The sequence below is a fragment of the Pantoea wallisii genome (assembly GCF_002095485.1).
Lineage (GTDB): Bacteria > Pseudomonadota > Gammaproteobacteria > Enterobacterales > Enterobacteriaceae > Pantoea > Pantoea wallisii.
Map to the genome: position 1 here is coordinate 34005 of NZ_MLFS01000013.1, position 21703 is coordinate 55707.

Genomic DNA, 21703 nt, shown 5'->3' on the forward strand with positions numbered 1-21703 from the left:
AGAGGCTGGCACCCGCAGGCGCGATGGACAAACGGCAAGCATTCTACCCGCGCAATCCGGTCACGACAATCACGCAGCGGCCTTCCGCCGTCTGTATGACTGATGGTTGCACAGTGCTGACTGGTCGTTATATTTTAACTAAACAGTATGTTGTAACTACAAAGCGAAATCAGAAAAGAGTAAACGGCGGCCATTACTGGCCGTCCAGTCCGCGGATAGGTTTAACTGAAGACCACGCCCGGCAGGAGGGACAGTGCCAGTAGAGCGCGTGGGCGGTAAAGCCGCATTTCTGGCAGCGGTACCGCGGCTTGGTACGAATCTGCTCGCCAACCATATCACGCAGCACCATCAGGCTCTCTTTAGCGCGTCCGTCTTCCGCCTCATGCAGATGGAAATCCATTAGCCGGTGGAACACGCGCATGGTGGGATGCCGCTGGAGCTGACGATTGATATAGAGCTGCGCCGCTTCCGGGCCCTGCTGCTGTTCAAGGATATCAGAGAGATAGAGTTCGGCGGCGGCACCGGTATTTTCATCCACGCAGCGCTGCAGAAACTGTGCCCAGCTCTCCGGCTCCGCCAGGCGCTGATAGCAGGTTTCAAGCATCGGCAGTGTCTCACTCACCAGCTCTTTATCCTGCTCCAGTACGCGCTGCAGGCGCTGCGCCGCTTTGGCATACTCGCCCTGTTCCATCAGAATGCGGCCCATCATAATCGAGACGCGCGCGCTTTGATGATCGGCCGACTCCCCTTTTTTAAGCAGACTCATGGCGCGATCCAGATCGTCACTGCTCAGTGCCTGGAGCGCCAGTTCACAGTAGAAATGTGCAATCTCGCCCTTCTGCTTATCTTTACCCAGTTTCACCAGCCGCTCAGCGACCTCAATGGCTTTATGCCAGTCGCTGGTGGCCTGATGAATTAACAGCAGCTGCTGCAGGGCGCCGATGCGGAAGTCGGTCTCATCGATCAGCTGGCTGAACATATCTTCTGCGCGATCATATAAACCGGCTGCCATATAGTCGCGTCCCAACTGCTGGATAGCCAGCAGACGCTGTTCATAGCTGAGCGAAGCGCTCTCCATTAAAGACTGGTGAATGCGAATGGCGCGATCGACCTCTCCACGGGAGCGGAACAGGTTACCCAGCGTCAGGTGGGCTTCAACCGTGCCGCTGTCCTCTTTCAGCATATCGAGGAACAGATCGACCGCTTTATCCTGTTGGTTAGAGAGCAGAAAGTTAACCCCCGCCACATATTCACGTGACAGGCGATTTGCCTCCTGTTGCTTATCCTGATGCGCGCTGCGCCGGCCCATATACCAGCCATACGCCGCCGCGACAGGAAGAAGCAGAAACAGCAATTCAAGCATCGAACATTAATCCCGACGACCTGCAGTCGATGAGGTTACCGCGGTGGAGGTTTCATTCTGCGCCTGCATCCGCTTCAGTTTACGCTGCGCATGTGCCAGCGAAACGCGGATACGCAGCCAGAACAGACCACAGATAGCCCAGCCCAGCAGAAAGCCCGCGCCAAACAGGCTGGCCAGCAGTGTGGAGATGCGGAACTCGCCCTGCGCCAGCAGGTAATTAAAGGTGACGATTTGGTCATTGTGCGCGCCAAGCGTCACAGAGATGATGAAGATGACCAATACCACGAGAAAAATCAGCAAATATTTCACAAGGCGTCCTGTTGTGAGGTTATCCGGTAGAGTATGCCAAAAAAGCGCGTCCGATGCTGCTACTCAGCACATCAGTTACTGCCCTTTCCGCAAGCGCAATCAATAATATGGGGGCGCAGGTGAAAATTACAATCCATCATCACGCTGCGCAATCTCCTGCTGCTCCTGCGGCGGCACGCTGAGCGGTCCGCAAAAGCGCTGCGCCAGCCAGGTGGCCAGGGTTACCAGCAGCCAGGAAATAAGCGTTGCCATAACCAGATCGCGCGGCCAGTGCATGCCCAGCACCAGACGGCTGCCCATCACCAGCGTGGCCCAGACAAAGAGCACGCCAATAGTAATGAAGTGACGGCGCGGCCACAGCAGGCCAATAACCAGTAGCGCCCAGCTGGCGGCAAACATAGTATGCCCGGAGGGGAAGGCAAAACCGGTTTCAAAGGCCCAGTGATTTTTCAGCCACTGAGGCAGCTGCGTATCGTTAGCCAGCAGCGCGGAGACCATCTCACTGCGCTCCTGGCGTTTGAGCTGATAGAACTGCGTTTCATCAATGCCGCGATGGTGCTCCAGCCACACGACATATGGGCGCGGCTCCTGTACCTGCTCTTTGATAAAGGATTTGGTGTACTGGCCGGCGAGAATGGCACCGTTCATGATGATAATCAGCAGAATCGCGGGCTTGAGACGAAAACGCAGGCACCATAGCACCCAGGCGCTGAGAATCACGCTGGTGAGTATGCCCCACGGGCTGGTGACGGTTTCTGTGATCCAGAAGAGAATGCGCAGCAGCTGTCCACTTTCGCCGGGCTGCCACGCCCAGCCTGACAGCCATACGCTCAGTGGCATCAGCAGCAGCAAAATCGTACCGAGCGTGGTGCGTTGAATAATTTTTAACATCCTTTTCCCTTATACAATCCGCCTGATGTCATGCGTGACGCATAACTTTAGCTGAAAAAAGAATAACATACCCGTTGCGGCTTGGATAATTGTGCTTTATCACTACAATCACTCTGACTGATTAGCGAGCCTGGTAAAGGTTGTGGCACAATATTGTCAGTTTTGTCGGGCCAACCGGGCCCGTGCGTTATCATGATGATAGCGCATCCTCTGAAGGTTCTGGAGAGTCACATGCAGCTTAAACGGGTAGCAGAAGCCAAACTGCCCACGCCATGGGGAGATTTCCTGATGGTTGGTTTTGAAGAACTGGCAACCGGACACGACCACGTCGCGCTGGTTTATGGCGACATTAGCGATCACCACCCTGTGCTGGCGCGCGTTCACTCCGAGTGTCTCACCGGCGATGCGCTGTTCAGCCTGCGCTGCGACTGCGGCTTCCAGCTGGAAGCGGCGCTGACGGCGATTGCTGAAGAGGGTCGCGGCGTGCTGCTGTATCACCGCCAGGAAGGACGCAACATCGGTCTGCTGAATAAGATCCGTGCCTATGCGTTACAGGATAAAGGGTACGATACGGTTGAAGCGAATCACCAACTGGGGTTTGCTGCTGACGAGCGTGATTTCACGCTGTGCGCGGATATGTTCAAACTGCTGGGCGTGAACGAAGTGCGCCTGCTGACCAACAATCCACGCAAAGTGGAAATTCTGAGTGAAGCCGGTATCAACATCGTTGAGCGAGTGCCGCTGATTGTGGGACGCAATCCTAAAAATGCGCACTACCTTGATACTAAAGCGGAAAAAATGGGCCATCTGCTGCCTAAGTCATAAAAGAGAGCCGGGTTATGACCCGGCTTTTTTAATCAGTTCAGCATGTTGCGGATGACATAGTGCAGAATACCGTCATTCTGGTAATAGGTGAGCTCATTACCGGTGTCGATGCGGCAGCGCGTATCCAGCGTCTCCTGGCTGCCATCGGCGCGTGTCAGCGTAACCTTCACGGTACATCCCGGTTTCAGCTGAGTCAGGTCAGCCACATCAATGCGCTCTTCACCGGTAAGCTGTAGCGTTTTACGCGTTACGCCTGCCGGGAACTCCAGCGGCAGAATGCCCATGCCGATCAAATTTGAGCGATGAATACGCTCAAAGGATTCGGCAATCACTACACGCACCCCCTGCAGTCGCGGCCCTTTGGCGGCCCAGTCACGGCTGGAACCTGAGCCATACTCTTTACCTGCAATCACAGCCAGCGGTACGCCTTCCGCCTGGTACTTCATGGCAGCATCATAAATCGACAACTGCTCATTACTCGGGAAGTGTTTGGTGTAACCGCCCTCTACGCCTGGCACCATCTCATTACGGATACGGATATTAGCAAAGGTGCCACGCATCATCACTTCATGGTTACCACGACGTGAGCCGTAAGAGTTGAAGTCATTTCGCTCCACACCGTGCGCCAGCAGATAACGTCCTGCCGGGCTCTCGGCTTTGATGCTGCCGGCCGGAGAGATGTGGTCGGTGGTTACGGAATCCCCCAGCATGGCGAGAACGCGCGCGCCTTTGATGTCCTGCACCGGCTTCGGCGTTTTCTCCATGTCATCAAAGAAGGGTGACAGACGAATATAGGTAGAGCCCTCGTCCCAGTCATAGGTTGCGGCTTCACTGACCTTGATCTGCTGCCACTCCGGCGTGCCGTCAAACACTTCGGCATACTCTTTATGGAACATATCACTGGTCACTTTCTGTACTGATTCGGCAATCTCTTCCGGCGACGGCCAGATATCTTTCAGGAACACATCGTTGCCCTGCTGATCCTGACCGATCGGATCGGTTTGCAGATTGATCTTCATATTGCCAGCCAGCGCGTAAGCAACCACCAGCGGCGGTGAGGCAAGCCAGTTGGTTTTAATCAGTGGATGAATACGGCCTTCAAAGTTACGGTTACCGGATAACACCGCGCCCACCGTGAGATCGCCCTCTTTAATGGCGCTCTCGATCTGGTCCGGCAGCGGGCCTGAATTACCAATACAGGTGGTACAGCCGTAGCCTACCAGGTTAAAGCCCAGCTCATCGAGGTAAGGCGTTAAGCGCGCCACGGCAAGATAGTCAGAGACCACTTTAGATCCCGGTGCAAGTGAGGCTTTTACCCAGGGCTTGCGCGTGAGGCCACGCTCGACAGCATTTTTTGCCAGCAGGCCGGCCGCCATCAGTACGCTGGGGTTGGAGGTATTGGTGCAGGAAGTGATGGCCGATATGACCACCGCGCCCTCCTCCAGCGGATGATTTTCACCGGTTGTGCTATCCAGATAGCTGACCGTCTTATGTGCTTTTTGCGCCTGATTCACCTCCAGCTCATTGCTGGCATCAAACGCAGCCGGGACATCCCCCAGCGAGACGCGATCCTGTGGCCGTTTCGGACCCGCCATGCTCGACTCTACGTCAGCCATGTCCAGCGCCAGCATACTGGTAAAGATGGGTTCATCACCCGCATTGCGCCACATTCCCTGCGCTTTAGCGTAAGCTTCTACCAGCTTAACCTGCTCTTCATCACGCCCGGTCAGAGACATGTAGCTCAGCGTCACTTCATCGATCGGGAAGAAGCCGCAGGTCGCGCCATATTCAGGTGCCATATTGGCGATGGTCGCGCGGTCGGCCAGCGGCAGATCGGCCAGCCCGTCACCGTAGAACTCAACAAATTTGCCGACGACGCCATGTTTACGCAGCATCTGCGTCACGGTCAGCACTAAGTCAGTGGCGGTGATACCCGGGCGTAGTTTACCGGTGAGCTTAAAGCCCACCACATCCGGGATAAGCATGGAAACCGGCTGTCCCAACATTGCCGCTTCCGCTTCAATGCCGCCCACACCCCAGCCGAGCACGCCCAGCGCGTTGATCATAGTGGTGTGTGAATCGGTACCAACCAGCGTATCAGGATAGGCAATCTCCTGGCCGTTCTGATTCTCATGCCAGATCGATTTGCCAAGATATTCGAGGTTAACCTGATGGCAGATCCCGGTGCCCGGCGGCACCACGCGGAAACGGTTAAACGCTTTTTGCCCCCAGCGTAGAAACACATAGCGTTCGTGGTTGCGTTCCATCTCTAAACGCACGTTCTCTTCAAACGCGTCATCGTCACCAAAGTGATCGACCGTAACTGAGTGGTCAATGACCAGATCGACCGGCGACAGCGGATTAACTTTCGCCACATCACCGCCGAGACGTTTCACCGCTTCGCGCATGGCGGCCAGATCGACCACCGCCGGTACCCCGGTAAAATCCTGCATCAGCACGCGCGCCGGGCGGTATGCGATTTCGCGGTCGGCATGTGCATCTTTCTGCCAGTCGACCAGTGCCTGGATATCTTCGGCGGTAACTGAATCCCCATCCTGCCAGCGCAGTAAGTTTTCCAGCAGCACTTTCATGGATTTGGGTAAGCGATCAATATTGCCCAACTGATGGGCGGCTTTGGGCAAGCTGTAGTAATGATATTTTTGTGCCCCGACTTCCAGCGCGTCCTGACTTTGCTCACGTAACGTTAACGACATAACTCCTCCTTTTTATGGGCCTTTCAACTAAGCCTTAGAGAGTGAAAGGTTTAGCTTAAAGATAGACCACATTTTCGTTAACGTTTTGATAACAACACGAATTGACACATTAATGCACAAACAAAAATGCCCCGACAATTGTCAGGGCATTCAAAGGCATTGGTGAAAATTTTTTGTTATCGGATTACATCACTGCCCACACGGCTGCAGACCATACCGCAAAGGAAAACGCGTACACGCTAAACCATGAAAAAGTTGTTGTGTTCATTTGTCACTCCCTCCCGGATTCCGGGCATAAAAAGGCCACGTCTTCAGCTTGAGTACTGATGACACCGTTTTTTAATGCTGAGTGTTAAAGGACGGGCTTATAAGGTGCCCACCGGATAATCCGGTAAAATGAGGGATGAAATTATCTTAATAAGAACTGTACGCAATCGGCGTTATTTAGATTTAGGATCCATAAATGATTCAATAAAACTGCGCTGCTTGTCACTCAGTTCCCACGATGCGGGGATCGCCACCTGCTGTGCGGTAGCCGGTACGTCATTCACTTTACACGCAGGCGTTTTGGGCTGGCGTGCTGAGACCGGAAGTTTACGACTGAGTGTATTTGCCCACATGGCTTAACCCCACATACGCCAAATCATTAACGCCACCACTACCCAGAACAGTGCTGAAGCAGCGAAGACAGTGAGCCAGGCTTTGCGACGAATGTTACCAGAACGCTCAACCTTGGTGCTTTTAGCCCGGAAGTCCGGTTGTACAGTTAATCTCGTAGTCATAGTTTTTGATAATCACTCTCAATAAAACGATTGATAACAACGATGAAGATTTAGGACGAATCCTAAACTTGTTAAGTCCAAAAATCCAGTTATTTTTATTGAGCACAACGATTAACGCTATTTATCAAAATGCAAAAAATAGATGAGCCACACTTAATAACCCAGCAAACTATTAATTAAATCGAGACGTTGTAAATTTGCGTTAAAACAAAATTAGATCCAGTTTAAATTTGAGTTTAATTCAACAGGCCAGTGTAAAAGGCCTTTCTCATCAACTCTTAACTGGAGTATGGGAATATTCCTGGCAGTCCGCAAAGTAGCGACGTAAAAAATGTGTGCTGTTTCGCATTTAAGAGATAACAATAAAAAAACATGTGACCGATGTTTCATTTACAAAAAAAGAATGGAATTTTTGAACTACGGCTGGCGCTAAGCGGGGAGAAAAACAGCGGGTGCCCACTGGACACCCAAAGAAAATAATGACTTAGACTTACCGGAACGGCAGCTTGATGTCGCGGAACATCGCTTCGATATCTTCGTTCGAACGTAACGCCACTGCAGCATCGACCACATCGCGCGTCAGATGCGGAGCGAAACGCTGAATGAAATCATACATGTAGCTACGCAGGAAGGTGCTCCGCCGGAAACCGATTTTTGTGGTGCTGTTGGTAAAGATCTCTGATGCTTCAATGCGTACGAGGTCCGGATCGGAAACCGGGTCAACGGCCATACTGGCGATAACGCCTACGCCTAGCCCCAACCGCACATAGGTTTTAATCACATCAGCATCTGTTGCCGTAAAGACAATGCGTGGCGTAAGCCCTGCACGATTAAATGCGGTGTCCAGCTCAGAGCGCCCGGTGAAGCCAAAGGTGTAGGTCACCAGTGGGAAGTCAGCCAGCTCTTCAATCGACACATTCGATTTACCCGCCAGTGATGATCCGGCGTCACCACGATGGCACGGTTCCAGTGATAGCACGGTAACATAATGAGATCGTCGTAAAGGTGCAGCGCTTCTGTCGCAATCGCAAAGTCAGCGTTGCCTTTGGATACCGCTTCAGCGATTTGCGTCGGTGAGCCCTGATGCATATGCAGAGAGACGCGCGGGTAACGCTCGATAAACCCTTTGATTACGCCTGGCAGCGCATAGCGCGCCTGGGTGTGGGTGGTCGCCACGTAAAGCGAGCCTTTATCCGGCCAGGTATGCTCACCAGCGACGGATTTGATGGCATCGACCTTTGACAGCACTTCGCGCGCAATACGAATGATCTCTTCACCGGCCGGCGTAACCTGCGTCAGATGTTTACCGCTACGGGCAAAAATCTGTACGCCCAGCTCATCCTCCAGCATGCGCACCTGCTTACTGATACCCGGCTGAGAGGTATAAAGCCCTTCTGCGGTCGAGGACACATTCAGGTTGTGATTAACCACTTCGACGATGTAACGCAACTGCTGCAATTTCATAGTTATATCTTCCCGATAGCGACAGAGGTGTATTCCCGGCAGGCGTGTCTCCGCCTCATATGCAGGTTTGGCTGGGAAAGTGAGTCAGTGAGATGAAAAAATCTATAACTACTATATCAGTTAAAGGAAGAATGTAGAACGATTAGCTATAAGGCAGAGAGAAAGGCCAGCAGATGCTGGCCTTGAGGGGGGAATTACTTTTTGGTTTCCTGCCACTTGCCGTCAATGTAAAACACTGACCAGCCAGTTGCCTTGCCATCCTTTTCAGACGACACATACTGCTGTTTGGTTTTACGGCTAAAACGCACTAGCGTTTTGTTACCTTCCGGATCGACAGCAGGCGCATCGGCCAGATATTTCAGCTTTTCAGGCAGACGATCGGCAAAGCGCTGCAGCTCTTCCACCAGCGGCGCGCGGGTCTCACGCGATTTCGGGAAGGTGTTCGCCGCAAGGAAAACACCCGCCGCGCCATCACGCAGTACAAAGTAAGCATCCGATTTTTCACAAGGCAGCTCTGGCAGCGGAACCGGATCCTCTTTCGGCGGCGCCACTTCACCGTTACGCAGAATTTTACGGGTGTTTTTGCACTCGTCGTTGGTGCAGGCCATGTATTTACCAAAGCGCCCCATTTTCAGGTGCATTTCAGAACCACACTTCTCGCACTCAACAATCGGGCCATCGTAACCTTTAATGCGGAATTCGCCCTGTTCGATTTCGTAGCCATCGCACTCCGGGTTATTCCCGCAGACATGCAGCTTACGACCATTATCGATCAGATAGCTGTCCATGGCGGTGCCGCACTTCTGGCAGCGACGACGTGCACGCAGCGCGTTGGTTTCAGCGTCATCGCCTTCCAGCACGTTGAGCACTTCGTTTTCCGGAATCAGATTGATGGTCTGCTTGCAACGCTCTTTCGGCGGCAGCGCATAGCCAGAGCACCCGAGGAACACGCCGGTGCTGGCGGTGCGGATACCCATCTTGCGGCCGCAGGTCGGACAATCAATAGAGGTGAGTACCATCTGGTTCGGCTGCATGCCGCCCTCTTCCGGCTCCTTCTCAGCCTGATCCAGCTGCTGACTGAAGTCGCTGAAGAAGGAGTCCAGTACCGCTTTCCACTCCGCTTCGTTGTTGGCGACCTGGTCAAGGCTATCTTCCATGTGCGCGGTGAAGTCATAGTTCATCAGCTCACGAAAGTTCTCTTCCAGGCGGTCAGTGACGATCTCACCCATCTTCTCAGCGTAGAAACGACGGTTCTCCACCCGGACGTAACCACGGTCCTGAATCGTCGAGATGATGGAGGCATAGGTCGATGGACGGCCAATGCCGCGCTTCTCCAGCTCACGCACCAGTGACGCTTCACTGAAGCGCGCAGGCGGTTTAGTGAAGTGCTGGCCGGGCTGCAGCGCTTTCAGATCAAGCATATCGCCAACGTTTACCGGCGGCAGCGTCAGATCTTCATCATTTTTACGTAGCGCAGGCATCACGCGCGTCCAGCCGTCGAAACGCAGCGTACGGCCTTTGGCTTTCAGTTTGAACTCCGCGGCACCGACGGTCAGCGTGGTCGAATCATACTGTGCCGGCACCATCTGGCAGGCAACAAACTGGCGCCAGATAAGCTGATAGAGCTTCTGCGCATCTGCTTCCATATCTTTGAGCTGTTCGGCGGCAATATTCACGTCAGAAGGACGAATCGCTTCGTGCGCCTCCTGAGAGTTCTCTTTGCTGGCGTAAGTATTGGGCGCTTCCGGCAGGTATTTCTTACCGAAATTACTCTCTACATAGCCACGCGCCATCGCCACCGCATCCTGACTCAGGTTAGTGGAGTCGGTACGCATATAAGTAATGTGGCCCGCTTCGTACAGCCGCTGCGCCATCATCATGGTTTTCTTCACGCCAAAGCCGAGGCGCGTACTCGCCGCCTGCTGCAGCGTCGAGGTAATAAAGGGTGCAGAGGGCTTGCTGCTGGTCGGTTTATCTTCACGATCCAGCACTTCATAACGGGCTTTCTCAAGGATCGCTACCGCAGCCTGCGTTTGCTCACGATTAACCGGGCGGAAAGCTTTGTCATGCTGATGCGTGACGCGCATCGCCAGGTTATCGCCTTTCGGCGTGGAGAAGTCGGCATCAATTTCCCAGTACTCTTCAGGTACGAAGGCTTTGATCTCGCGCTCGCGCTCTACCACCAGGCGCACCGCCACGGACTGCACGCGTCCTGCAGAGAGGCCGCGGGCGATCTTTTTCCACAGCAGCGGTGAAACCATATAACCCACCACACGGTCCATAAAGCGACGCGCCTGCTGGGCATTCACCCGCTCAATATTCAGCTCGCCCGGCTTCTCAAACGCCTGACGAATCGCATTTTTGGTGATTTCGTTAAACACGACGCGGCTAAAGCGTTTATCGTCGCCACCAATCACTTCCCGCAGGTGCCAGGCAATGGCTTCCCCTTCGCGGTCAAGGTCGGTTGCGAGATAGATGTGATCGGCATCGGCGGCAAGATTTTTCAGCTCGGCGACCACTTTCTCTTTACCCGGCAAAATCTGGTAATCCGCTTCCCAGCCGTGCCAGGGATCAACGCCCATGCGGTTGACCAGCGCGGCCTTCTCATCTTTTTTTACTTTTTTGCCGGTTTTGGCCTTTTCTCCGTCGGCACTTTTACGGGTCGTTGAACCACTGGTCGGCAAGTCACGGATATGACCGACGCTGGATTTCACCACGTAGTCATTACCGAGGTATTTATTGATTGTTTTGGCCTTTGCCGGGGACTCAACGATGACGAGTGCTTTACCCATATGTACCTTTACCTAATTGAAACGTCCTGATAAACGGGAGAGGATTGAAGGCCCCAAAACCCAACGGGTTAATATTGTTGCCGGCTTTTTTGTTTTCAAGCCAGCGGGGGCAATCTCAGGTCAGATTGTATCGATATTTGCAACTTCATGATTAGAAGCGGGTTTTCCGTCTGACGGTATCACACATCCGGGTGTGATCTCCCTGAAAGCTGAATCGCCCACACTCTACCTGATAAAATCTGTTACGCAACTTAATTAGCATTCTGTTTAATTTTGCGCCAGTTTTGCTGGCAAATGCTGATTTGCTGAACGGACTCTCAGGCAAGTAATATAGAAGGAAGCATTAGGCTGTCAAAAAAGGAGTCACTTATGTCAGCAGAAACGGAATCCATTTCACACGAGGCACTACTGGAAATGGCAAATCAGCTCATCCGCGAGCACGATGAATATTTCTCCGGTATGGAAGCAAATGAGGTGATTCAGCAGGGCGATGTGCTGGTGTTTCGCGGCCCCTGGTTTCTGGACGATCAGGGATTGCCTACAGCGAAAACCACAGCGGTATTCAATGTGTTTAAACACCTTGCCGTGGTGCTCTCGCCGCGCTATCACCTGGCATAAAAAAACCCGGCCAGCGCCGGGTCTCTTCATAACAGCGGCTTATCGCCCCGCTGCCAGATTTTCAGAATCAGCCGCTCTGCTGCGGTGCTGGCGCTCTGCGTAAAGCGATCCATCATCTTTTTCTTGCGCGCATAGTGCACGCCAAGCACGGTAAAGCGATCCATATGGTGAATAATCAACGCATCGCTGGTGCCGATCTCATCAATCAGTCCTAAATCCAGCGCCTGGCGACCGTACCAGTGTTCACCCGTGGCGACTTTTTCCAGGTTGAGTGCCGGACGCATCTGCTGCACAAAATCTTTGAACAGCTGATGCGTTTCGTTGAGATCTTCCTGAAATTTCTCGCGTCCCTCATCGGTATTCTCACCGAACAGCGTCAGCGTGCGCTTATACTGGCCGGCCGTATGCAGCTCAACGTCAATATTATTGCGCTTCAGTAAACGATTGAAGTTCGGAATCTGGGCGACCACGCCAATGGAGCCGATGATGGAGAACGGTGCCGCCACGATGCGATCGGCCACGCAGGCCATCATATAACCGCCGCTGGCTGCCACTTTATCCACCACCGCAGTAAGCTGCAGGCCGGCATCACGTAAACGCTGCAGCTGCGAAGCCGCCAGACCATAACCGTGCACCACGCCACCCGGGCTCTCCAGGCGCAGTAAGACTTCATCGCCCGGCTGCGCGACTGCCAGCACTGCTGAAATCTCTTCGCGCAGTGAGCTCACTTCACCGGCGTCCATGCTGCCTTTAAATTCCAGCACGTAGAGCGTAGGCTTTTCTGCTTCCGTTACGCCGGCTTTGGCATTGCGCTTTTCCGCTTTGGCTTTGAGCTTCTCCTCTTTCTTATGCTGCTTAAGCCACGCTTTTTGCGCATGCGGCTTCATCTTCGCCAGCTGCAAATCCTCTTTCATCTGGCGATACTCTTCATCCAGATGCGTTAAGCGCAGCTGACCACCGCTTTGACGTTTACGCAGCGCGGCATTGAGCACAATCAGAACAATAGCTGCGATCGCCACCACCACGGTGATGGCCTTGGCCAGAAATAATCCATAACTGGAGAGTAAATCCATTCTGCCGCCTTATTAAACAGTAAATTACAGATAAGCGCTGAGTTTACCCGCTTTACCGGCATTCGTCGCCTGAATTGCCTGCAGGCGGCACAGAATGCGCGTTACGGCGATTGCGCCCGACGGAAAATTGAGGCATAAAGCCAAAAACCTTCTGACCTGCCAAAGGACATCGCTGTGCATTATCAACCGAAAAGCGATCTGCTGGAAAATCGCATCATTCTTGTCACCGGCGCTTCAGATGGCATTGGCCGTGAAGCCGCGCTGACCTATGCGCGCTACGGTGCCCGCGTCATTCTGCTGGGCCGTAATGCTGCGACGCTGCAGCAGACCGAAGCCGCCATTAATCAGCTGAATAAGCAGCCTGCCGCCTCGCTGCTGCTGGACTTATCCCACGCCACGCCGGAGAGCTGCCAGCAGCTGGCCGACCAGGTTGCTGCCCTGGTGCCGCGCCTTGATGGCGTGCTGCATAACGCCGGAATTCTGGGTGAGATTGTGCCGCTGGCGGAACTCGATCCCGCAATCTGGCGTCAGGTGATGCAGATTAACCTTGATGCCACGCTCTATTTAACCCAGGCGCTGCTACCCCTGCTGCTGAAATCGGATGCCGGTTCGCTGGTCTTTACCACCTCCAGCGTTGGCCGCACCGGCCGGGCCGGCTGGGGTGCCTATGCCGTCTCAAAATTTGCTACCGAAGGCATGATGCAGGTGCTGGCGGACGAGTATAAAAATCGCACGTTGCGGGTTAACTGCATCAATCCGGGCGGTACGCGGACAAAGATGCGGGCCAGCGCCTTCCCGGAAGAGGATGCCAGCCTGCTGAAAACCCCTGCCGATCTGATGCCGCTCTACCTCTATTTAATGGGTGACGACAGCCGGCGGAAAACCGGCATGAGCTTTGATGCGCAGCCCGGCCGCAAACCCGGACCGGCCAGCGCATGAGCGATCGCCATCAACAGCGCCAGCAGCGCCTGAAAGAGCAGGTTGATGCACGCATCAAGGCGGCCACTGAATCACGCGGCATTCTGATGGTGTTTACCGGCAACGGCAAAGGCAAAACCACGGCGGCGTTCGGTACGGCCCTGCGCGCCTGCGGGCACGGTAAAAAGGCTGCGGCCGTGCAGTTTATCAAAGGTGAGTGGGCCAATGGCGAACGCAATCTGCTGGCGCAGCACGGTGTTGAATTTCAGGTTATGGCTACCGGCTTTACCTGGGATACGCAAAACCGCGAAACTGATACCCTGGCCTGTCAGCAGGTGTGGCAACATGCGAAACGCATGCTGGCGGATGAACAGGTTGATTTGGTGATTCTGGATGAGATCACCTACATGGTGAGCATGAACTATCTCGACCTTGATGAACTGGTCAGCGCGCTACAGCAGCGTCCCCGCCAGCAGAGCGTGATCATTACCGGTCGCGGCTGTCACCGTACGCTTCAGGAGATAGCCGACACGGTAACCGAAATGCGCCCGGTCAAACATGCGTTTGATGCCGGCATTCAGGCGCAGCAGGGCATTGACTGGTAAGACTGTGACGCCGCGCTAAACGGCGTCACTGGGGTGCATCAGGCACCGCGTTTGCTGCTGTTACGACGCGGGCTGTTGCTGCTCACCGTGCTGTGGCGTTTTACCGCGCGGCGAATCTGGTTCGCTTTAGTACGACGACGATCTTTCTCTACCGCCACTTTGGTCACCGTCTCTTCCGGCATACCAACCAGCGTGCGCAGATAGTTGACCGCAGGCAGCTCCATCTCCATCCAGCCGCCGCGTGGCAGACCTTTCGGCAACTGGATATCACCGTAGCGCACGCGCATCAGGCGGCTTACCTGCACGCCGACTGCTTCCCACAGACGACGCACTTCGCGGTTGCGCCCTTCGGTCAGCGTCACATTGTACCACTGGTTGATCCCTTCACCGCCGGCAAACTTGATAGTTTTGAACGAGGCCGGGCCATCTTCCAGCTGTACGCCTTTACTCAGCTGGCGCACTTTATCGTCGCCCACTTCGCCAAATACGCGCACGGCGTATTCACGCTCCACTTCGCGGCTGGGGTGCATTAAGCGGTTTGCCAGTTCACCATCGGTGGTGAACAGCAGCAGACCGCAGGTATTCACATCCAGACGACCGACGGCAATCCAGCGTGAACCGCGCAGGCGCGGCAGGCGATCAAAGACGGTCGGACGCCCTTCCGGATCGTTACGCGTACACAACTCCCCTTCTGGCTTGTAATACGCCAGCACGCGGCATACTTCGGTTGCCGATTCAGCAATCGATACCAGATGGCCATCGATACGGATTTTCAGGGATTTGTCATTTTCGATGCGATCGCCAAGCGTCGCCAGTTTGCCATCGACGCTGACGCGTCCGGCTGAAATCATTGTTTCGATTTCACGACGCGAACCGTGTCCGGCACGCGCTAATACTTTCTGTAATTTCTCGCTCATGGAGCTGCCTCGTTGTCGCCTTCCCAGGCGTCGTGGTAAAGAAGAGGTAAGATACAGGCGTTACCAGTTCCCATATCAGAATCTGTAATCGCTGCGCAGCGGTGCTTGCTTCGCAGACGGCCCGCGATTTTACACCAGCTAAAGTTTCGTTAACACCTTTTCCTTGCCTGCCGATAATAGGGGGCCTGCGAATAGGCACCGCACGGCGGATAAGTGATCCACAGCGCAGCCAGGCTTATCGATTGGCCCGTTCATCTCACGACATCGTCGCCTTAACTGGCTGAATTACGGTCAGTTTGTTTAAGATGCGTCCCATCCGTTTTTTACTGAACGATAATGACTCAACACATTAGCGCAGCTCACCACCGGCCGATCAGTTTAGTCCGCCACCCGAAAAAACATTTGCAAACATAAAAACCAACAAAAAACACATAAACAGCACAATACTCTGCAGAACATATTTAGCGCCTTAGTATGATGCCCCCAAATAGAAATCAATAGTGCATTGGCGCTACAGGTTGGATTAAGTCTGTATTTTTCGGCTTATTTGTGAAACTTTAAATTTCATTAATTGTTCTGATAAAAAAACTGTGTAGAATTTAAGCCACATCAGATATGTGTCGTATTAATTAAAAGCATTACATTTACTATTTATACTCGATTTCATAACAGGTTATTAACGATTAAAGCAGTAGCCTGCCTGATAATATAAAACGACGCGCACGGGATACGACGCGTTTATTCATGCATGGATTACGTTAAATTGGCATGTCGAAAGTCTTCACCAGGGATTTTACTGACATGCATTAAATGAAGACTACTATCATGAGAACCTCTCTGCTTTGGCCTGCCCTTGCGGCGCTGGCTTTGAGCGGTTGTTCCGTGGGCCACACTGAGTACAGTCGTACGGCGCTGCAGCACGTAGATATGAGCGTGACCGGCATCCCGACTGTGCTGGGTTTGGGCATCCTCGGCACCACCATTCCCTTAACGCCGGAATATAGCCTCACCGCGGCGCACGTGGCTAAAACCGCCGTTCAGCGCGTAAAGGCTTATCACCCCTACTGTGATGTTGCCATTATCTATCATAAAAACAGCCCGGATACGCTGGCGAAATTCCGCACCAGCGCCGTAGGCGAGCCTATTAAAATGTATGGCTACAGTTTTATTTCCGCCATGCCGGTTGAATCCAGCGGCGTTAATTTAGCGCGCACGGCCATTACCAATAGCTGGAATAAAAAGCCCTGTATGGCAATGGCATCCAATGCCGGCGTAGTGCAGGGAATGTCCGGTGGCGCGGTATATAACGCAGACCAAACCATTGGCGGCGTTATTGTGGGTTATAGCCATAACATCTCAAATGTGCGCAGTAAGCGCGTCATCTTAAAAGATGTTTCACTCTATATTCCGTACGGGGATTTTAAAACCTGGCTGGAGCGCAATATTGGCCAGACGCCGGGCATGGCGCCTGACCACGCGTGATTACAGGAACGGGCGCGTGTCGCCCACTCCTTCACGCACTACCACTGGCGTATCGCTGGTGAGATCGACAACGGTGGTCGGCTGCTGTCCCAGCGTACCACCGTCAATGATCAGATCGACCAGCTTGCCGATAGCGTGCTGAATCTCCTCGGGATCCGACTCGGTGAAGTCATTACCCGGCAGCATCAGAGACGTTGACATCATCGGCTCGTTCAGCCGCTCCAGCAGTGCCAGCGCCACCGGATTGGAGGGCACGCGCAGGCCGATGGTTTTACGCTTGTCATTCATCAAGCGACGCGGCACCTCTTTGGTCGCTTTCAGGATAAAGGTGTAACTGCCCGGCGTATTATTTTTCAGGATACGAAACGCGCTGTTGTCCACCTGCGAATAGGTAGACAGCTCCGACAGATCGCGGCACATCAGCGTAAAGTTGTGGTTGCCATCCAGCTGACGGATGCGGCAGATACGCTCCATGGCGTTTTTCTCTTCCAGCCGGCACCCCAGCGCATAGCCGGAATCGGTCGGATAGACAATAACACTGCCCTTATTCAGATAATCCACCGCCTGATTCACCAGGCGCGGCTGCGGATTATCGGGATGAATGTGAAAAAGTTGACTCATAAAACCTCCTGTTCCCTGTCTGCAGTAGCCGTTGCAGGCGCCAGCGCAGGAAAGCGTTCCCAGACCGGTTCAACGCCACCCGGCAGCCACAATTTGCGCCCCAGCTCAATCCACGGACAGGGTTGGTGAAAATCCGATCCCTGCGATGCCGCCAGCTGATTATCCCGCGCATAGCTCGCCAGCTGCGTGCGTTCGTTTGGCGCCTGCTGACACTGCGCCACCTCCATTGCATCGCCGCCGGATGCCGCGAAATGGGCGATCAGGCGCTTCAACCATTTGGCTGAAAGGCCATAGCGGCCCGGATGCGCCAGCACGGCAACACCACCAGAATCGTGAATAGCATCAATGGCTTGTTTAATTGTACACCATTGCGGCGGCACGTAGCCGGTTTTCCCGCGCGCCAGATAGTGTTTAAACACCTGCGCCATATTATCCGCTTTGCCAATCTCCACCAGATAGCGGGCAAAATGGCCGCGGGTGATCACACCGCCCTGCGCCAGGCGCTCTGCCCCGGCCAGCGCGTCGGGAATACGTGCGCGCTCCAGTCGTTCAGCAATCAGGTGCGCCCGTGCCAGACGACACTGATGCTGGCGCGCCAGAAAGGCAGTGAGCGCCGGATGCTGACAATCAACATTCAGTCCGGCGATATGAATCTCATGATTTTCCCACAGCGTTGAGGCTTCCAGCCCCGACAGCACGCTGATCGGCAATGTGCGCGCTGCCGCCTGCGCTTCAGCTACCCCGGCGACAGTATCGTGATCGGTGATGGCCAGTACGCCCACCTTCATCTCAACCGCGCGCTGCACCAGCGCAGTCGGCGTGAGCAAACCGTCAGAGGCCTGAGTATGGCTGTGTAAATCATAGAGGGGAAAACGGGCGATATCTGACAAGAGCACTCCGGAAACGGCTTAAAACTGGCTGGCATCATAACGATTTTGTTGTTAACTGAAAAAGGGTATTGACTTTTTTCACCTGAACCAGTTAACTAGTACACAAGTTCACACCTGACGGGTATTTAATCATGGCTTACATTGTTACGCTGTTAAATGGTTGGTGGCGCGATGATCCCTTACACGGGCAACGTCGTCGTGCACAATTTGCGTAACCGCTGTGCAGATACCTGAGCCCGCCACCGAGCGGGCTTTTTTTTAGGCGAAATTCAGAGAATCCACTATGGCAAATGCGAAACCTACATTGAAGTTGATTACCGGTACTGCGCCCTATCGCGAAGATCCGGCCGCAGTGTTTCATCAACTGTGCGGCGCACGTCCGGCCACTCTGCTGCTTGAATCGGCGGATATCGACAGTAAAAAGAACCTTAAGAGTCTGTTAATCGTTGATAGCGCGCTGCGCATCAGCGCGTTGGGTAATGTCGTTACCCTGCAGGCGCTCTCCGAAAATGGCCGCGCCCTGCTGCCGCTGCTGGATGAAGCCCTGCCCACGAGCGTACGTATTGCCGTCCGCCCTGATGGCCGCGAACTGCATTTCACGCCCTCTCACGACCTGCAGGATGAGGACTCACGCCTGAAAGCGCTCTCCGTCTTTGATGCGCTGCGACTGATACCGCAACTGGTCAACAGCCCGGCCGAGGAGCGTGAAGCCATGCTGCTGGGCGGTCTGTTTGCGTACGATCTGGTGGCCGGCTTTGAAGATCTGCCGGCACTGCGCAATGAACAATGCTGCCCGGATTACTGCTTCTACCTGGCGGAAACCCTGCTGGTCATCGATCACCAGCAGCGCAGCGCGCGATTACAGGCCAGTCTGTTTGCCCCCTCAACCAGCGAGTTTCAGCGTCTGCAACGCCGTATTGAGCAGTTACACGGTCAGATGACTCAGCCTGCGCCTGCGCTGCCGGTGCAGCATGTGGAGCAGATGACGCTCAGGACCAGCCAGAGCGACGAAGAGTACTGCAGCGTCGTCAGCGAACTGCAACAGGCCATTCGCATCGGTGAAATTTTTCAGGTAGTGCCGTCGCGCCGCTTCTCACTGCCGTGTCCCTCGCCGCTGGCGGCATACGATACGCTGAAAAACAGCAATCCCAGCCCCTATATGTTCTTCATGCAGGATCAGGATTTCGCGCTGTTTGGCGCCTCGCCTGAGAGCTCGCTGAAGTATGACGCCCCTTCGCGTCAGATTGAGATCTACCCCATCGCCGGTACGCGCCCTCGTGGCCGTCACGCTGATGGCTCGCTGGATCGCGATCTCGATAGCCGAATTGAGCTGGAGATGCGCACTGACCATAAAGAGCTGGCCGAGCACCTGATGCTGGTCGACCTGGCGCGTAACGATCTGGCGCGTATCTGTGAGCCGGGTAGCCGCTATGTCGCCGACCTGACTAAAGTGGACCGCTACTCCTTTGTGATGCACCTGGTTTCACGCGTGGTGGGCACACTGCGTGCGGACCTCGACGTGCTGCACGCCTATCGGGCCTGCATGAACATGGGCACGCTGAGCGGCGCGCCTAAGGTGCGCGCCATGCAGCTGATCGCCGAAAAGGAGGGCACGCGCCGCGGCAGTTACGGCGGGGCCGTCGGTTACTTCACCGCGCAGGGCGATCTGGATACCTGCATCGTAATCCGCTCAGCATGGGTGGAAAACGGTATCGCCACCGTGCAGGCCGGTGCTGGCGTGGTGCTGGACTCTCAGCCCCAGGCTGAAGCGGACGAAAGCCGCAACAAAGCGCGCGCCGTGTTGCGCGCAATTGCCACCGCCCATCACTGCAAGGAGATCTTCTGATGGCCGACATCCTGCTGCTCGATAATATCGACTCCTTTACTTACAACCTCGTTGATCAGCTGCGTACTTTTGGCCACAACGTGGTGATCTACCGCAACAACGTCCCGGCAGAGGTGCTGACCGAACGGCTACAGCAGATGGAGAACCCGGTGCTGATGCTCTCACCGGGCCCGGGCGCACCAAAAGATGCCGGCTGCATGCCGCAGCTGCTGCAAACGCTACGCGGTCGTCTGCCCATTATCGGGATCTGTCTCGGTCATCAGGCGATTGTGGAAGCCTATGGCGGCCATGTGGGCCAGGCGGGCGAGATCCTGCACGGTAAAGCTTCAGCGATTACGCATGATGGCGAAGCGATGTTTGCCGGCCTGAGCAATCCCTTGCCGGTTGCACGCTATCACTCGCTGGTCGGCAGCAATACGCCGGCGGAGCTCACCGTCAACGCCAGTTATAACGGTATGGTGATGGCCGTCCGTCACGATGCCGATCGCGTGTGCGGCTTCCAGTTTCACCCCGAATCAATCCTTACCACCCAGGGCGCACGTCTGTTAGAGCAGACGCTGAGCTGGGCGCTGGCGCAGTATCAGGGAGCTTAAAATGCATACTATTCTGGAAAAACTTTATCAGGCGCAGACGCTGAGCCAGGCGGAGAGCCACCAGCTATTCAGCGCCATTATTACCGGCCAGCTGGAGCCTACGCAGTTAGCGGCCGCGCTGATCGCCATGAAAGTACGCGGTGAACGCCCGGAAGAGATTGCCGGTGCCGCTTCAGCGCTGCTGGCCGATGCCAAACCGTTTCCGCGCCCGGACTATACCTTTGCAGATATTGTGGGTACAGGCGGTGACGGCAGTAACAGCATCAATATCTCAACGGCCAGTGCGTTTGTCGCAGCGACCTGTGGCCTGAAGGTGGCAAAACATGGTAACCGCAGCGTCTCCAGCAAGTCCGGCTCTTCCGATCTGCTGGCGGCCTTTGGTATCAACCTTGACATGCCTGCCGATCGGGCCCGTCAGGCGCTGGACGACCTGAATGTCTGCTTCCTGTTTGCCCCGCAGTATCACACCGGGTTCCGTCATGCGATGCCGGTACGCCAGCAGCTGAAGTCACGCACGCTGTTTAACGTCCTCGGCCCATTGATTAACCCGGCGCGCCCACCACTGGCCGTTATCGGGGTGTACAGTCCGGAGCTGGTACTGCCGATTGCACAGACGCTGAAAGTACTCGGCTATCAGCGCGCTGCCGTAGTGCACGGCGGCGGTATGGATGAAGTTGCCCTGCACAGCCCGACGCAGGTAGCGGAGCTGCGGGACGGCGAGATCACCGGTTACCAGCTGACGCCAGAGGACTTTGGTTTTGGCTTCCACGCGAAAGAGGCGCTGGCGGGCGGCACGCCGGAAGAAAATCGTGACATTCTGGCGCGTTTACTCCAGGGTAAAGGCCAGCCCGCCCACGAGCAGGCCGTTGCGGTGAACGTCGCAATGTTGCTGAAAGTATTCGGAAATGAAGATTTGCGCGACAACGCTCAGCGCGCCATTGCTGCCATTCGCAGCGGACAGGTGTACGAGCGCGTTGTAGCACTGGCAGCGAGAGGATGA

General features: G+C 54.8%; 16 protein-coding genes, 2 pseudogenes and 1 other annotated feature. Of the genes and pseudogenes, 7 read left to right on the plus strand and 11 right to left on the minus strand.

The features are described 5' to 3' along the window. Positions 1 to 193: 193 nt before the first annotated feature. The 3 genes from lapB to pgpB all read right to left on the minus strand — a co-directional run bounded on the left by lapB (position 194) and on the right by pgpB (position 2563). Positions 194 to 1363, minus strand: coding sequence for a lipopolysaccharide assembly protein LapB (gene lapB / locus HA48_RS06835; RefSeq protein WP_128600352.1), 1170 nt, complete (start codon positions 1361 to 1363; stop codon positions 194 to 196). 6 nt (positions 1364 to 1369) lie between these two features. Then, positions 1370 to 1672 (minus strand): LapA family protein, encoded by a 303-nt coding sequence (locus HA48_RS06840; RefSeq protein ID WP_128600353.1) that lies wholly within the window; start codon positions 1670 to 1672, stop codon positions 1370 to 1372. A gap of 126 nt (positions 1673 to 1798) precedes the next feature. Next, positions 1799 to 2563, minus strand: coding sequence for a phosphatidylglycerophosphatase B (gene pgpB, locus HA48_RS06845; protein ID WP_128600354.1), 765 nt, complete (start codon positions 2561 to 2563; stop codon positions 1799 to 1801). Between the two features lie 231 nt (positions 2564 to 2794). On the opposite strand from pgpB, the gene ribA reads away from it, so the two are divergent. Next, positions 2795 to 3388, plus strand: a complete 594-nt coding sequence (ribA, locus tag HA48_RS06850; protein ID WP_128600355.1) for a GTP cyclohydrolase II — start codon at positions 2795 to 2797, stop codon at positions 3386 to 3388. Positions 3389 to 3420: 32 nt separating this feature from the next. Here the strand turns inward: ribA and acnA are convergent, their stop codons facing one another. The 4 genes and pseudogenes from acnA to topA form a co-directional block, all read right to left on the minus strand. After that, positions 3421 to 6102: an aconitate hydratase AcnA gene (acnA, locus tag HA48_RS06855; protein WP_128600356.1), complete on the minus strand. Its 2682-nt coding sequence runs from the start codon at positions 6100 to 6102 to the stop codon at positions 3421 to 3423. Between the two features lie 623 nt (positions 6103 to 6725). Next, positions 6726 to 6884, minus strand: a complete 159-nt coding sequence (locus HA48_RS06865) for a YmiA family putative membrane protein (protein ID WP_071813666.1) — start codon at positions 6882 to 6884, stop codon at positions 6726 to 6728. A gap of 490 nt (positions 6885 to 7374) precedes the next feature. After that, positions 7375 to 8348: pseudogene (gene cysB / locus HA48_RS22870) on the minus strand (HTH-type transcriptional regulator CysB). A gap of 194 nt (positions 8349 to 8542) precedes the next feature. Further along, positions 8543 to 11140 carry a type I DNA topoisomerase gene (topA, locus tag HA48_RS06875; RefSeq protein ID WP_128600358.1) on the minus strand — a complete coding sequence of 866 codons (2598 nt, stop codon included), beginning with the start codon at positions 11138 to 11140 and terminating at the stop codon, positions 8543 to 8545. Between the two features lie 369 nt (positions 11141 to 11509). On the opposite strand from topA, the gene HA48_RS06880 reads away from it, so the two are divergent. Further along, positions 11510 to 11758: a YciN family protein gene (locus HA48_RS06880; RefSeq protein ID WP_128600359.1), complete on the plus strand. Its 249-nt coding sequence runs from the start codon at positions 11510 to 11512 to the stop codon at positions 11756 to 11758. A 26-nt stretch (positions 11759 to 11784) separates the two neighbouring features. Here HA48_RS06880 and sohB read toward each other — a convergent pair whose 3' ends face one another. After that, positions 11785 to 12831 (minus strand): protease SohB, encoded by a 1047-nt coding sequence (sohB, locus tag HA48_RS06885; protein ID WP_128600360.1) that lies wholly within the window; start codon positions 12829 to 12831, stop codon positions 11785 to 11787. A gap of 174 nt (positions 12832 to 13005) precedes the next feature. Between sohB and HA48_RS06890 the strand changes: the two genes are divergently transcribed. Then, the gene (locus HA48_RS06890; protein ID WP_128600361.1) at positions 13006 to 13770 is read left to right on the plus strand and encodes a YciK family oxidoreductase; all 765 of its coding nucleotides are present in this window, start codon (positions 13006 to 13008) and stop codon (positions 13768 to 13770) included. Beyond that, entirely contained in the window at positions 13767 to 14354 is a 588-nt protein-coding gene (gene cobO / locus HA48_RS06895; RefSeq protein WP_128600362.1) for a cob(I)yrinic acid a,c-diamide adenosyltransferase, read from the plus strand. The genes HA48_RS06890 and cobO overlap by 4 nt, the downstream gene beginning before the upstream one ends. A 38-nt stretch (positions 14355 to 14392) precedes the next feature. Here the strand turns inward: cobO and rluB are convergent, their stop codons facing one another. Beyond that, entirely contained in the window at positions 14393 to 15271 is an 879-nt protein-coding gene (gene rluB, locus HA48_RS06900; RefSeq protein ID WP_128600363.1) for a 23S rRNA pseudouridine(2605) synthase RluB, read from the minus strand. A gap of 825 nt (positions 15272 to 16096) precedes the next feature. Between rluB and HA48_RS06905 the strand changes: the two genes are divergently transcribed. After that, complete coding sequence (locus tag HA48_RS06905; protein WP_208613112.1) at positions 16097 to 16753, plus strand: serine protease; 657 nt, start codon at positions 16097 to 16099, stop codon at positions 16751 to 16753. Here the strand turns inward: HA48_RS06905 and HA48_RS06910 are convergent, their stop codons facing one another. Together HA48_RS06910 and rnm are read right to left on the minus strand one after the other, a co-directional pair. Further along, positions 16754 to 17374, minus strand: coding sequence for an L-threonylcarbamoyladenylate synthase (locus HA48_RS06910; protein WP_128600365.1), 621 nt, complete (start codon positions 17372 to 17374; stop codon positions 16754 to 16756). Next, positions 17371 to 18264, minus strand: a complete 894-nt coding sequence (gene rnm, locus HA48_RS06915) for an RNase RNM (protein ID WP_128600366.1) — start codon at positions 18262 to 18264, stop codon at positions 17371 to 17373. The genes HA48_RS06910 and rnm overlap by 4 nt, the downstream gene beginning before the upstream one ends. A gap of 155 nt (positions 18265 to 18419) precedes the next feature. After that, positions 18420 to 18524: a sequence feature (Trp leader region), on the plus strand. Positions 18525 to 18547: 23 nt separating this feature from the next. On the opposite strand from rnm, the gene HA48_RS06920 reads away from it, so the two are divergent. Beyond that, complete coding sequence (locus HA48_RS06920; RefSeq protein WP_128600367.1) at positions 18548 to 20110, plus strand: anthranilate synthase component 1; 1563 nt, start codon at positions 18548 to 18550, stop codon at positions 20108 to 20110. Further along, positions 20110 to 21703, plus strand: a pseudogene (trpD, locus tag HA48_RS22455) (bifunctional anthranilate synthase glutamate amidotransferase component TrpG/anthranilate phosphoribosyltransferase TrpD). Before HA48_RS06920 ends, trpD begins: the two are co-directional and overlap by 1 nt.